At 66.4% G+C, this 13,441-nt stretch carries 9 protein-coding genes and 1 tRNA gene; 4 read left to right on the top strand and 6 right to left on the bottom strand.

Annotated features, from left to right (window positions below):
• Positions 1 to 164: 164 nt before the first annotated feature.
• The gene (locus tag LE190_RS13175) at positions 165 to 632 is read left to right on the top strand and encodes a DUF4055 domain-containing protein (protein ID WP_225239127.1); all 468 of its coding nucleotides are present in this window, start codon (positions 165 to 167) and stop codon (positions 630 to 632) included.
• Positions 633 to 711: 79 nt separating this feature from the next.
• Positions 712 to 796: transfer RNA gene (locus tag LE190_RS13170), tRNA-Leu, on the top strand.
• Between the two features lie 252 nt (positions 797 to 1,048).
• Here LE190_RS13170 and LE190_RS13165 read toward each other — a convergent pair.
• The gene (locus LE190_RS13165) at positions 1,049 to 1,813 is read right to left on the bottom strand and encodes a substrate-binding periplasmic protein (RefSeq protein ID WP_225239126.1); all 765 of its coding nucleotides are present in this window, start codon (positions 1,811 to 1,813) and stop codon (positions 1,049 to 1,051) included.
• A 257-nt stretch (positions 1,814 to 2,070) separates the two neighbouring features.
• Here LE190_RS13165 and LE190_RS13160 point away from each other — a divergent pair, with 257 nt between their 5' ends.
• Positions 2,071 to 5,430, top strand: a complete 3,360-nt coding sequence (locus LE190_RS13160) for an MHYT domain-containing protein (RefSeq protein WP_225239125.1) — start codon at positions 2,071 to 2,073, stop codon at positions 5,428 to 5,430.
• Entirely contained in the window at positions 5,427 to 6,419 is a 993-nt protein-coding gene (locus LE190_RS13155; RefSeq protein WP_225239124.1) for an HD-GYP domain-containing protein, read from the top strand. The genes LE190_RS13160 and LE190_RS13155 overlap by 4 nt, the downstream gene beginning before the upstream one ends.
• Positions 6,420 to 6,431: 12 nt before the next feature.
• Here LE190_RS13155 and LE190_RS13150 read toward each other — a convergent pair whose 3' ends face one another.
• The 5 genes from LE190_RS13150 to LE190_RS13130 form a co-directional block, all read right to left on the bottom strand.
• The gene (locus LE190_RS13150; protein ID WP_225239123.1) at positions 6,432 to 7,601 is read right to left on the bottom strand and encodes a glycosyltransferase family 4 protein; all 1,170 of its coding nucleotides are present in this window, start codon (positions 7,599 to 7,601) and stop codon (positions 6,432 to 6,434) included.
• A 9-nt stretch (positions 7,602 to 7,610) separates the two neighbouring features.
• The gene (locus tag LE190_RS13145) at positions 7,611 to 8,714 is read right to left on the bottom strand and encodes a glycosyltransferase family 4 protein (RefSeq protein WP_225239122.1); all 1,104 of its coding nucleotides are present in this window, start codon (positions 8,712 to 8,714) and stop codon (positions 7,611 to 7,613) included.
• A gap of 35 nt (positions 8,715 to 8,749) precedes the next feature.
• A complete protein-coding gene (locus tag LE190_RS13140) occupies positions 8,750 to 9,682 on the bottom strand; it encodes a GDP-mannose 4,6-dehydratase (RefSeq protein WP_225239161.1) in 933 nt (310 codons plus the stop codon).
• 12 nt (positions 9,683 to 9,694) lie between these two features.
• Entirely contained in the window at positions 9,695 to 10,738 is a 1,044-nt protein-coding gene (gene gmd, locus LE190_RS13135; protein ID WP_225239121.1) for a GDP-mannose 4,6-dehydratase, read from the bottom strand.
• 284 nt (positions 10,739 to 11,022) lie between these two features.
• Positions 11,023 to 13,335, bottom strand: a complete 2,313-nt coding sequence (locus LE190_RS13130; protein WP_307734704.1) for an NADP-dependent malic enzyme — start codon at positions 13,333 to 13,335, stop codon at positions 11,023 to 11,025.
• Positions 13,336 to 13,441 lie beyond the last annotated feature (106 nt).

The following is a 13,441-nucleotide window of genomic DNA, read 5'->3' as shown; positions in this document are numbered from 1 at the left end:
CATGCATATTTTTTCTCCTGTGCGCGGCACGCCGGCCCAATGTGACAATCTAAGTTCGCAAGCAGCGAAGTTTGATTGGACTCAAGCATTCCAGTAGGCCGGTTATCAAAATGAAAACTGGCCGACTTTGAATGGCCGATCATGCAAGGCTGCGAGGAGACACCATGCAAAGCGTTATTTTTTCGGAAATCGTCAGAGTCCGTGAACGGCCTTCCTTCCTGCGCCGCGCCGCCACCTGGCGCCAATTGTTTCCCTGGGCCCTGACCCTCGCACTGGGCCTGCCCCTGCTGATGCTGGCGCTGCACGCCATCGCCCCGGAAACGCCACTGCATTTCATCGTGCTGCCGGCACTGGCTGGGGGCCTGATGCCAGTGGCGATGATGAGCCCGGGCCGTTTCGAGATGCGCACCCGCGTCAATGCCGAGCACATGCTGGACGCGCTCGACGACGCCCTGGTCTCGCTCGGCTACCACCGCACCGCAGCCGATCCCGAGCGCATCAGCTATTTTCGTCCACAACCCTGGCTCAGCGGACGCGAAGGCGCGATCGAAGTCGCGGTCAAGCCGCATACCCTGCAGGTGGTTGGCCCGGTGGGCAGCCTGCGCCTGCTGCAGCAGCGGATCGGGTGCTGAGGCGGCTGCGGCTGCTGGCGCACTTTCCGCTACTGGTCAGCCGCGCGAGCCTTGTGTTAAGATGCGCGCCTGCGATTGGGCCTCTGTGGCGGAATTGGTAGACGCACTTGACTCAAAATCAAGCGCCGAAAGGCGTGCCGGTTCGATTCCGGCCGGAGGCACCACCCGAGTATCGCAAGCTGTAGCCTGAACCCGCTTCTCTGCCAAAGAGTGCGGGTTTTTTGTTATATGGCCTTGTCCGGACAGCATTGCCTGCTGTCGATATTTCTTACATGCAATTCGTGCAAGTTACTGGCCATGCGGACGCGCTACCGCAAGCGCGCTCCTGCAAGCACGCCCCGCGTGCTGCTTAACTTGCCATCTTGCCTATCCTTTTAGTCGTCGGAAAAACTTACACCCGGCGCTGCGTCCTGCGCTCACGGTTGGCGCAGCGGTTTGCCCCAGGTTTCGTAGCTGCGCTCGATACGGCGCCCGGTGCCGTCGCGCGCGATCGCGTCGAAGGCAGTGTTCAGGCGCTGGACCAGCACATCGGGCACGGCCCGGTTGCAGGCCAGGTAGAGTTCGACGCGGTTGAAGACCAGCACTTGCACGATCTTCTTGTCGTAGCCATAGCGCTTGAGAATGGTGCTGCCGCTGCGCAGGCTGGCCGCCCACAGGTCGATACGGTCGAGCAGAAGTTTTCCCGCATTGGCCAGGTCTTCGTTGGCGGCATCGACGTGGAAGCCGCGCGCGCGCAGGTAGGCGTCGCGTGCATCCCCGTTGTAGGTGCCGATGCGCAAGCCCCTGGCGTCTTCCAGGCTGTTCAGTTTGAACTCCCTGTCGGCGCGCGCCATCAGGACCCATTGTCCGACATCGGTCGGTCCCACCCACTTGAACTGGCTCTCGCGTTCCGGCGTGCGCGAGGTCGAGTAAACGCAGGCGTCGGGACGCTGCTGGGCGGCGAGGAAGGCCCGTTTCCAGGGCAGTAATTCGATCGTGTAGTCGACGCCGGCGCGCTGCATGGCTTCACGCACCTTGTCGGTTGCGATACCGATTACCCACTTGCCGTCCAACATGCTCGACGGCGCCGAGGTTTCGGTCGTGATGTAGAGACGCGGCTTGCTGTCCGCTACCGCGCCCAGGGCGGTGCCGGCCATGCCGCCAAAGGCGGCGACTGCTATCGCGACAGAAGGAATGAGCAAGATGAGGGCCTGTGCAGGAACGCCGGTTTCTTAATCGTCAATGCAGCATAGCAGGAGCGTGAATCGTCAGGCAATGCATGTCGGAAACGGTGGCGGATGCGCGACAGTATGCGCACCGGGTTTTGACGATTCTGCTGATCAACAAGACTTTCCATCATGAAAATGCGATACTGCTGAGACCTCCCGGGCGCCGATGTTGCCCGTTTCCTTGCCCGCTTCCCTGCCCGCTTCCCTGCCCGCCTACCGCCAAGCCGCCCATGCTGCAACTATTCTCGATCCCGGACGACCCGTCGCTGCTGACCTACGGCGTGTACGAGCCGCGTTTCGTGCTGCTGTCGGTCCTGATCACCATCTTTTCTTCCTGGATGGGCCTGCAGATCGCGGGCCAGGCCGCGGCCAGCCGCGGCCACCGCGCGATCGTACTGGCTAGCGGCAGCCTGGCGCTCGGCGCCGGCGTCTGGGCCATGCACTTCATCGGCATGCTCGCCTTCACGCTATGCACGCCGGTCGACTACGATCCCCTGGTCACCCTGCTGTCGGCCGTGCCCAGCATCGGCGCCTCGGCGGTGGCGCTGTCGCTGATCTCGCGCCAGCGCCTCGGTCCGGCCGGTCTCCTGGTAGGCGGGGTGCTGGTCGGCGCCGGCATCGGCGCCATGCATTACGCCGGCATGGCCGGGATGCAGATGCAGCTGCAGCTGCGCTACGACCCCGCCATGTTCGCGCTCTCGATCGTGGTGGCCGTGGTGCTGGCCACGCTGGCGCTCGGGGTGCGCTACCGCCTGTCGCGCTTGAAGTCGCTGAGCGAATCGCGCCGGCTGCTGCTGGCGGCCGTCGTGATGGGCTGCGCCATCGCCGGCATGCACTACACCGGCATGGCGGCCGCCCGTTTCGTCGGCCAGGTCACCCCCGCCGGCGCGGCCAGCCTGGATACCGACAGCAGTTCCTTCCTGGCGCTCGCGGTGGCGCTGACCACAATGGTCTTCACTGGCCTGGTGGTGGCCGCCAATGGCCTGCTGCGCTACCGCCAGATGTTCCTGGAGCTGCGCCGCAGCGAAGCCTGGATGCGCGCGCTGCTCACCACCACGGTGGACGGCGTGATCACCATCGCGCGCGACGGCACGGTCACCGAGTTCAATGCATCGGCCGAGCGCATCTTCGGCTGGCGGCGCGCGGAAATCGTCGGCCGCAGCGCCAGCGTGCTGATCGACGACAACGACGGCGCCTCGCGCGAAGGGCTGCTGGGCATCGCGCGCGACGGCTACACCGCGGCCGTCTCCGGCAGCAGCGAGATCATGGGCAAGCGCAAGGACGGCAGCCTGGTGCCGATCCGGCGCGCGATCGGCCACGCGCGCCTCAACCAGCAGGACCTGTTCGTCTGCTTCATTACCGACATCAGCGAGCGGCGCGCCATCATGCAGGCGCTGCACGCGAGCGAAGCCCAGTTCCGTTCCCTGATCGCCAACATTCCCGGCATCTCCTTCCGCTGCACGCTCGAAGGCGACTGGCCGATGGTGTTCATCAGCGACGCGGTCGAGCGCGTCACCGGCTATCCGGCGGCCGACTTCGTCGGCAGCCAGCCGCGCCGCCTGTACGGCACCATGATCCATGCGGCCGACCGGCTGCGCGTCAACGCCGAACTGGAAGCGTCGCTGCGCGAAGACCGCCCCTACCTGGTGGAATACCGCCTGCTGCATGCGGACGGCAGCATCCGCTGGTTGTGGGAAAACGGCAGCGGCGTACGCGACGAGGCGGGCCAGGTGGCCTGGCTGGACGGGGTGATCCTCGACATCACCGAGCGCCGCGAGATGGAGGATGCGCTGCGCGAGGCGAAGGACAAGGCCGAGCAGGCTGCCGCCGCGCGCGCCACCTTCGTCGCCAACATGAGCCACGAGATCCGCACGCCGATGAACTCGATCCTGGGCTTCACCGACGTGCTGCTCGACGGTGAGCTGAACAAGGAGCAGCGGCGCCACCTGGACACCATCCGCAACGCCGGCCGTTCGCTGCTGCGCCTGCTGAACGAAATCCTGGATACCGCCAAGCTGGAAAAAGGCGCGGTGGAGCTCGAGCAGAACGACTACAACCTGCTGTCCCTGATCGACGAACTGTCCTCGACCCTGGCCGCGAACGCGCGCGCCAAGGGCCTGCACCTCGACATCCGCTACAACCCGGCGCTGCCGACCGGCTTGCGCGGCGACGAACTGCGGGTGCGCCAGGTGCTGACCAACCTGCTCGATAACGCGATCAAGTTCACCGAGCAGGGCACGGTCACCCTCGAGGTGGGTGCCGAAGGCGACCAGCTGTGCATTGCCGTCAGCGACACCGGCATCGGCATCGCGCCGGAGCGCCTGCAGGCGATCTTCGATCCGTTCACCCAGGCCGACGCCTCGATGACGCGGCGCTTCGGCGGCACCGGCCTGGGCACCACCATCAGCAAGCAGCTCGTCGAACTGATGGGCGGCCGGATCTGGGCCGAGTCCGAGTTCGGCAAGGGCACCACCTTCCACGTGCGCCTGCCGCTGGTGCTGGCACGCTTCGCCCAGCAGGCCCCGCGCGTACGCAGCGCCGCCGTGCTGCCGCCGCTGCGCGTCCTGGCGGCCGACGACGTGCCGCAGAACCTGGAGCTGCTGCAGCTGCTGCTGGCGCGCCGCGGGCACACCCTCACCGGTGTGGCGGACGGCGGCGCCGTGGTGGACCAGGCCTTGCAGAACGAGTTCGACCTGGTCCTGATGGACTTCCAGATGCCGCTGCTGGACGGCCTGTCCGCGACCCGCGCGATCCGCGCCCACGAAGCGGCCACCGGCTGCCGCCGCACGCCGGTGATCGCGATGACTGCCAGCGTGCTGGCCGAGCACCGCCGCGCCAGCGCGGAGGTCGGCATGGACGGCTTTGCCACCAAGCCGGTCGACTGGTTCTCGCTGTCGCACGAGATCGCGCGCGTGCTGGGGCTGGACCAGCAACAGGCCAATCCGGACCTGGCCGGCATCCCGGCGCCGGCGCGCGAGGTGCTGAACCGGCGCGCCGGCCTGCACCGCTGGGCCGACAAGGCCGACGTGTACGCCGAAGCGCTCGCCCATTTCGGCCGCCAGTACGACGGACTGGCCCTGACCCTGCGCCTGCACGCGGCCGGCGGCGCCCACCACGAGCTGCGCATGCTGGCGCACAAGGTGCGCGGGGTGGCCGCGAACGTCGGCCTGGAACAGCTGTCGGACGCGCTGTCGCAGCTGGAACAGGCCACCAATGCCGTGCCGACCGACGAACGCGCCGCCGCCGCCGCGCTCGAAGCCTGCACCGCGGCCCTGGAGCTCGCGCTGGCCGCGATCCGCGACGGCGATGCGCTGCCTGCTGCCGCGCCCGCGGTGCCGGCCGCCCACGACCTGGCGCGCGCGCGCCGTGCTGGCGGCGTGCTGTTGCAGGCCCTGCGCCGCGGCGCCCTCGACGACGCCGCGCTGGCCGGCCTGGCGGCCGCGCTGGCCGGGCATCCGGCGGCCGCGTGCGTGGCCCAGGTCCAGCGCGCGATCGGCGACTTCGAATTCGATCTGGCGCTGGAGCAGCTGGAAACCGTGATGGCCACGCTGGATGAACAAGGACAAGCAACACAGGACGCACAAGCATGACCCAACCGAACAACCGTCCGCTGATCCTCGCGGTCGATGACGAGGCCAGCAACCTGCAGCTGCTGCGCCAGATCCTGCAGGACCACTACCGCCTGCTGTTCGCCAAGGATGGCGCCCGTGCGCTCGAGCTGGCGCGCCAGGAAGGCCCCGACCTGGTGCTGCTGGACGTGATGATGCCGGGGATGTCCGGCTACGAAGTGTGCGCGGCGCTGAAAGCCGAGCCAGGCACCGCCGCGATCCCGGTGATCTTCGTGACCGCACTGAACGACACCGCCGACGAGCTGGAAGGCTTCGAGGCCGGCGCCGTGGACTACATCACCAAGCCGGTCAGCCCGCCGATCGTGCGTGCGCGGGTGCGCACCCACCTGTCGCTGGTGCGCATGGAGGAGCTGCGCGCGACGCGCCTGGAGATCGTCCAGCGCCTCGGCCTGGCGGCCGAATACAAGGACAACGAGACCGGCCTGCACGTGATCCGCATGAGCCACATGTCGCGCATCCTGGGCATCGCGGCCGGCCTCACCGAGCTGGAGGCGGACGACCTGCTGCACGCCGCCCCGATGCACGACGTGGGCAAGATCGGCATCCCCGACCGCATCCTGCAAAAACCGGGGCCGCTCGACGCGGACGAATGGAAGGTGATGCAGAGCCACGTGACGATCGGCGCCGAGATCATCGGCCAGCACGAGGCCGGGATGCTGGCGCTGGCCGCGCAGATCGCGCTGACCCACCATGAAAAATACGACGGCAGCGGCTACCCGCGCGGGCTGCGCGGCGAGGATATCCCGCTGGCCGGGCGCATCGTGGCGATCGCCGACGTGTACGACGCGCTGACCTCGAAGCGGCCCTACAAGAAGGCCTGGAGCGAGGAAGATGCGCTGGCCTTCCTGCGCGAGCAGAAGGGCCGCCATTTCGATCCGGCGCTGGTCGACCTGTTCATCGAACAGATGCCGGCCGTGCGCACGGTGCAGCAGCGCTGGGCCGAGGACTGATCCTTTCCTGCGTCAGCGCGCCGGCGGCACCCCGGCCAGCCTGACATGTTCGCCGGCATCGGCCGTGGCGCGGCGTGCGACCAGCTCGCGGTACAGGTCCGTATAGTCGAGCGCCATCTGCTCGGAGGTAAACAGCTCGTTGTAGCGCTGCTCGGCGCGCGCGCCCATGCGGCGCGCCAGTTCCTGGTCTTCCCACAGCCGGCGCATGGCGCCGCGCAGCGCGCCCGGGTCGGAAGGCGCCGTCACCAGGCCGGTTTCGCCGTCGCGGTTGACATAGGTGGTGCCGGTGCCGATCTCGCAGGAGATCATCGGCTTGCCGTGCATCGCCGCTTCCAGCAGCGAGATGCCAAAGGCTTCCGAGCGCAAGTGCGAGGGAAACACCAGCGCATGGGACAGGGCCAGCAGCGCCGCCTTGTCCTGCTCGTCCACCGGCCCGGTGAACAGCACGTGCTTCAGGCCCAGGCGCGCGGCCTGCTCCTTCAGTGCCTGCTCTTCCGGCCCGGTGCCGACGATCACGATCGGGTAGTCCAGCCCGCGCGCCGCCTCCAGCAGGATGTGCAGGCCCTTGTAGTAGCGCAGCACGCCCACGAACAGGAAGAACTTCGGTCCCACCTTGGCGCGCCAGTGCGCCAGGCGGCAAGGCTCGACGCCGGGATAAGTGGACTTGTCGAGGCCATAGGTGATGACGCGGGTCTTGTCGCGGTAGCGCGCCAGCACGGGAGACGAAGCCAGGTAGTTCGGCGAGGCGGCCACGATCGCGTCCACGCTGCCGAGGAAGCGGTGCTTGAGCGGCTGGTACAGGCGCAGCCAGTGCTTCTGGCGCACGATGTCGGAGTGGTAGCTGACCACGGTCGGCTTGTCCACGCGCGCCATGAAATGGGCCAGGTCCATGAAGGGCCAGGGGAAGTGGTAGTGCACCACATCGGCCTCGCGCGCCAGGCGCGCCAGCGCGCCCAGCGCCTGCCAGGAACAGGCGTTGGAGGCGATCTCGAAGTTCTGCGGCACCCGCTCGATGGTGTGGCCGTCGAAGCTGATCGGGGCCAGGTTCTTGTGGCGCGACAGCGACAGCACGGTGTTGCTCACGCCCAGGCGCGTCGTGCCGACACACAGCTGGCGGATCACCTGTTCGATGCCGCCGACCGAGTCCGGGTAGTAGGTCTTGTAGAAGTGAAGGACACGCATGTTGGAAGCTTACTGCGAAAGTACTGCACGGTACACGTCGGCGGTCTGCCGTGCGGTGGCGTGCCAGGTCAGTTGTTCGGCGCGCGCGCGCCCGGCGGCAATGCAGCGCGCGCGTTCGCGGGCGTCGCCCGCCAGGATGCGCAGCGCGTCGGCCAGCGCCCCGGTGTCGTGCGGATCGACCTCGAGCGCCGCGCCGCGGGTCACTTCCGGCAGCGAGCTGGCGTTCGAGGCCACCACCGGCACGCGCGAAGCGAAGGCCTCGACCACCGGGATGCCAAAGCCTTCATACAGCGAGGGAAAGGCGAACACGCCGGCCCCCAGGTAGAGGTGGCGCAGGGACGTGGCCTCGGTTACCCGGTCGAGCCAAACCAGGTTCTCGCCGGCCGCGCGCACCTCCTCGATCCGTGCCACCAGGGCTTCGCAGCGCCAGCCGCGCGCGCCCACGATCACCAGCGCGCGCTCGTCGCGCAGCTGCTTGGGCAGCATCAGCCAGGCATCGAGCAGGCGCTCCACGTTCTTGCGTGGCTGCAGCGTGCCCACAGTGAGGAAATAGCCGGGATGTAGTTTATACCCCACAAGGGTCGCCGCGACTGCCGCCTCGTCCGCTGGTTCCAGCCATTCCTCGTCCACTCCGCAATAGACCACCGACACGCGCTCGCGCTTCACGCCGAAGCATTCGACCAGCTCGTCGATGGCGAAATGGGACAGGGCGATCACGTGGTCCGCCTTGGCCGTGGCCTTGCGCTGCAGCCAGTTCTTGACGCTGCGCAGGCGCGGATTGCACCATTCGGGATACTTGATCGGCAACGCGTCATGCAGGGTCGCCACCACCGGGCAATCCATGCGCACGATGCGGTAGTCGGTCACGTGGAACAGGTCGGCCGGCATGTGGACCCGGTGCGCCGCGGGCATCGCCAGGTCGACCAGCGAGGCGCGCTCGAAGGATTGCGGCAGCGGCTTGCCGATGCTGATGTCCGCTCCCCTGGCGGCGCCGATGCGCGGCCAGGAATACGGCTGCACGCTGCAGCCGGCGCGCGGCAGGTGGCGCAGCAGCGCGCGGGTGTAGACCCCGATTCCATCGAGGCGGCCGCCAGTCAGGCCCGGTTCGATCATGGTCGTTCCGAGTCCAACGGTGAGACCGTCGGCCCTCACGCCAGGTACATCCAGCGCAGCGTCTCGGACAGCGGCGTCGGGTCGAGTGGACCGATGGCGTCGATCAGCTTGCGCCTGCTGCCCGTCAGGGTCAGCACGTCGTTGCTGCGCACGAAGGCCGGATTGACCTGCACCTCGATGCGGTAGCCGGCAATCTCGCCCATCATGTCGATCACCGAGGCCAGCGAGTGCGAATGGCCCGAGCAGACATTGAAGGCTTCGCCGGTGGGGGCCAGGGCCAGCAGGCGCCGGTAGGCGCGCACCACCATGCGCACGTCGGAGAAATCGCGCGCGATCGCCAGGTTGCCCAGTTCGATGCGTGCTTCCTGGCGGCGGAAGTGCGAGACGATCTTCGGCAGCAGGAAGTTCTCGGCCTGGCCCACGCCGGTATAGTTGAAGGGGCGCGCAATGGTGATCGGCAGCCGGTCCATCCACAGGCGCGCCATGTACTCCATGGCCAGCTTGCTGACGGCGTAGTCGTTGGCGGGACTGGGCGCGACCGCCTCGTCGATCACGGGCACGCTGGCATTGCCGTAGATATTGGCCGAGGAAGCCAGCAGCACGCTGGTGGGGCGGTGCCCGCCCTGGTCCAGCGCTTCCAGCAGGTTGCGCGTGCCGACCACGTTCACGCGGTAGATCAGCTCGGCGTTGGAATGGGCCACGAAGGCGATGCCGGCCAGGTGGGCGACCACGTCGGGCTGGATCTCGTCGACCACACGCGCCACGGCGTCGCGGTCGCACAGGTCGACCGCGTACACGTCCGGCCCCAGCTCCTCGCCCGGCATGGCCATGCCGTACACGCGGTAGCCGGCGGCCTGCAGTTCCTGCGCCATGTAGTGGCCGGTAAAGCCGCGCAGGCCGGTGACGAGCGCGCGGCGCCCTTCGCCTTCGCGTCCGCCCTCGCCCGCCAGGATGCCGTCCGTGGCCATGCCTGCCATGATCTAGAACGAGAACCCGATGTCGTTGCGGCGCAGGTCGGCGTCGACCATCATCTGGCACAGTTCCTCGAGCGTGGTCTTCGGCTCCCAGCCGAGCACGCGCCTGGCCTTGGCCGGGTCGCCGATCAGGAGGTCGACTTCGGCCGGACGGTAGAACTTGGGCGAGACGCGTACCAGGGCCTTGCCGGTACGGGCGCAGTGGCCGACTTCGTTCTCGCCTTCGCCCGAGAATTCGATCGCGACGCCGGCACCCTTGAAGGCCATGCTGACGAAGTCGCGCACCGTCTCGGTACGGTTGGTGGCCAGCACGAAGGTGTCCGGCTCGTCGGCCTGCAGGATGCGCCACATGCCTTCGACATACTCCTTGGCATAGCCCCAGTCGCGCTTGGCGTCGAGGTTGCCCAGTTCGAGCACGTCGAGCTTGTTCTGGACGATCTTGGCCACCGAGTCGGTGATCTTGCGGGTGACGAACTCGCGGCCGCGCAGCGGCGACTCGTGGTTGAACAGGATGCCCGAGGAGCCGAAGATGCCATACGACTCGCGGTAGTTCACCGTCATCCAGTGCGCATACAGCTTGGCCACGCCGTACGGGCTGCGCGGATAGAACGGGGTGTCCTCGACCTGCGGGATGGCCTGCACCTTGCCGAACATCTCCGAGGTCGACGCCTGGTAGAAGCGGATCTTCGGATTGATGATGCGGATCGCCTCGAGCAGGTGGACGGCGCCCAGGCCGGTGATCGAGGCGGTGGTGACCGGCTGCTCGAAAGAGACGCCGACGAAGCTTTGCGCGGCCAGGTTGTACACCTCGTCCGGGCGGCTGCTCTCGACCAGGCGGATGCTCGAGGACAGGTCGGTCAGGTCGTACTCGACCAGCGCCAGGTTCGGGTGCTTGTCGATGCCGAGTTCTTCGATGCGCCAGAAGTTGACCGAGCTGGAGCGGCGGAAGGTGCCTGTCACATGGTAGCCTTTTTCCAGCAGGATCTGGGCCAGATAGGCGCCGTCCTGGCCGGTAATGCCGGTGATCAGGGCTCTTTTTGTTGTAAGCATGTTCTTGGTTCTAGAAGATGGTCTCGCGGGCAGCCAGACGCAGGGCAGCCGGGATTGTATCAGAGAGGACGTGCCGATGACTCTTGCACAACGGAAAAAAATGTAAAAAGAGCAACACTTATTCGTACATTATGCCCTGAAAACACCCCCAAACGTCGCTTGCTTACGGTTTGTTACCGTTGTATTTGCGCCATGACAAACATTGAAATTTAGAGACAAACACGCCTGATGCAGCTCAAATGGCCGCATCAGGCGCAGGTTTTACGACATCAGCTGTGACGTGCTTAACGCTGCGATACCGCATCCACCACGCATAGCGCGGTCATGTTGACGATGCGCCGCACCGTCGACGATGGCGTCAGGATGTGCACCGGACGCGCACAGCCCAGCAGCACCGGGCCGATCGCGATGCCGTTGCCGGCCGCGCTCTTGACCAGGTTGTAGGAGATGTTGGCGGCGTCGATGTTCGGCATCACCAGCAGGTTAGCGTCGCCGCTCAGGCTGGAGTTCGGCATGATCTTGGCGCGTACCTTGGCTTCGATCGCGGTGTCGCCATGCATTTCGCCGTCGATTTCCAGGTTCGGCTTGGCCTGCTGCACCAGCGGCAGGACCGCGCGCATCTTCTGGGCCGAGGCGCTGTTGGCGGTGCCGAAGTTCGAGTGCGACAGCAGAGCCGCGCGCGGATGCATGCCGAAGCGTTCCATCTCCTCGGCCGCCATGACGGTGATCTCGGCCAGTTCCTCGGCATTCGGGTTCTCGTTGACGTGGGTGTCGACGATGGCCAGCTGGCGGTCCGGGGTGATCAGGAAGTTCATCGCCGCGTACACCTTGCTGCCGGCGCGCTTGCCCAGCACCTGGTCGATGTAGTGCAGGTGCATCCAGGTGGTGCCGTAGGTGCCGCAGATCAGGCCATCGGCATCGCCCTTGTGGACCATCATGGCGCCGATCAGGGTGTGGCGGCGGCGCATCTCGATCTTGGCCAGGTCCACGGTCACGCCCTTGCGCTTGGCCATCTCGTAGTAGGTCTGCCAGTAGTCGCGGTAGCGCTCGTCGAAATCCGGGTTGATCACGTCGACGTGCTGGCCGAGCTTGAGGCGCAGGCCGAACTTCTCGATGCGCTTTTCCAGCACCGCCGGGCGGCCGACCAGGATCGGGCGCGCCAGCTTCTCGTCGACCACCACCTGCACCGCGCGCAGCACGCGCTCGTCCTCGCCCTCGGCGTAGACGATGCGCTTGGCTTCCAGCGGAGCGGCCTTGGCCACCGAGAACAATGGCTTCATGAAGGTGCCGCTGCGGTACACGAACTGCTGCAGGCTCTCGGCGTAGGCGGCCAGGTCCGCGATCGGACGGGTGGCGACGCCGCCGTCCTGGGCCGCCTTGGCCACCGCCGGGGCGATGTGGGTCAGCAGGCGCGGGTCGAACGGCATCGGGATCAGGTATTCCGGGCCGAACGACAGGTTGGCGATGCCGTAGGCCGAAGCGACGATGTCCGACTGCTCGGCGTGGGCCAGGTCGGCGATCGCGTGCACCACCGCGATTTCCATCTCGCGCGTGATAGTGGTGGCGCCGCAGTCCAGCGCGCCGCGGAACATGTAGGGGAAGCACAGGACGTTGTTGACCTGGTTCGGGTAGTCCGAACGGCCGGTGGCGATGATCGCGTCGCTGCGCACTGCCTTCACATCCTCGGGCAGGATCTCCGGATTCGGGTTGGCCAGCGCCAGGATCAGCGGATTGGGCGCCATCTGCGCCACCATGTCCTGCTTCAGGACGCCGCCGGCCGACAGGCCCAGGAAGATGTCGGCGCCGGGAATCACCTCGCGCAGCGAACGGTGCTCGGTATCCTGGGCGAAGCGTTCCTTGTCCTCGTCCATCAGTTCAAGGCGGCCCTTGTAGACCACGCCGGCCAGGTCGGTGACAAAGATGTTCTCGAGCGGGAAGCCGAGGTCGACGATCAGGTCGAGGCAGGCCAGCGCCGCGGCGCCGGCGCCGGAGACGACCAGCTTGCAGTTCTTGATATCCTTGCCGACCACCTTCAAGCCGTTCAGGATGGCGGCGCCGACGATGATGGCGGTGCCATGCTGGTCGTCGTGGAAGACCGGGATCTTCATGCGCTCGCGCAGTTTGCGCTCGATGTAGAAGCACTCGGGCGCCTTGATGTCCTCGAGGTTGATGCCCCCAAAAGTAGGCTCGAGCGAGGCGATGATGTCGACCAGCTTGTCCGGATCGTTCTCGTTGACCTCGATGTCGAACACGTCGATCGCGGCGAACTTCTTGAACAGCACGCCCTTGCCTTCCATCACCGGCTTCGAGGCCAGCGGGCCGATATTGCCCAGGCCGAGCACGGCGGTGCCGTTCGAGATCACGGCGACCAGGTTGCCGCGCGCGGTGTACTTGTACGAATTGGCGGGATCCTTGACGATTTCCTCGCAAGGCGCGGCCACGCCCGGCGAATACGCCAGCGCCAGGTCGCGCTGGTTCAGCAGACCCTTGGTCGGGGTCACGCTGATCTTGCCGGGACGGGGAATCTGGTGGTATTCGAGTGCTGCAGCACGCAGTTGTTGACGCAATTCTTCTTTCTTGTCCGATGACGAGTCCATGCCTGGCAGCCTTCCTGAAACTAGAGGGGAACCTCCAATTTTATCAGACCGGCAGTTGACAAAGGCTACGTATTTTCAACAAGTCACGGCCATTCATAAGACTTTC

Origin of the sequence: Massilia hydrophila, from assembly GCF_020208145.1 — a bacterium.
GTDB lineage: Bacteria > Pseudomonadota > Gammaproteobacteria > Burkholderiales > Burkholderiaceae_D > Telluria > Telluria hydrophila.
This window is presented reverse-complemented; position numbering and strand designations above follow the sequence as displayed.

Coding starts and splice junctions, on each gene's coding strand:
- gmd (WP_225239121.1), bottom strand. CDS start 10,738: ATGCTTACAACAAAAAGAGCCCTGATCACCGGCATTACCGGCCAGGAC.
- LE190_RS13155 (WP_225239124.1), top strand. CDS start 5,427: ATGACCCAACCGAACAACCGTCCGCTGATCCTCGCGGTCGATGACGAG.
- LE190_RS13130 (WP_307734704.1), bottom strand. CDS start 13,335: ATGGACTCGTCATCGGACAAGAAAGAAGAATTGCGTCAACAACTGCGT.
- LE190_RS13160 (WP_225239125.1), top strand. CDS start 2,071: ATGCTGCAACTATTCTCGATCCCGGACGACCCGTCGCTGCTGACCTAC.
- LE190_RS13145 (WP_225239122.1), bottom strand. CDS start 8,714: ATGATCGAACCGGGCCTGACTGGCGGCCGCCTCGATGGAATCGGGGTC.
- LE190_RS13175 (WP_225239127.1), top strand. CDS start 165: ATGCAAAGCGTTATTTTTTCGGAAATCGTCAGAGTCCGTGAACGGCCT.
- LE190_RS13140 (WP_225239161.1), bottom strand. CDS start 9,682: ATGGCCACGGACGGCATCCTGGCGGGCGAGGGCGGACGCGAAGGCGAA.
- LE190_RS13150 (WP_225239123.1), bottom strand. CDS start 7,601: ATGCGTGTCCTTCACTTCTACAAGACCTACTACCCGGACTCGGTCGGC.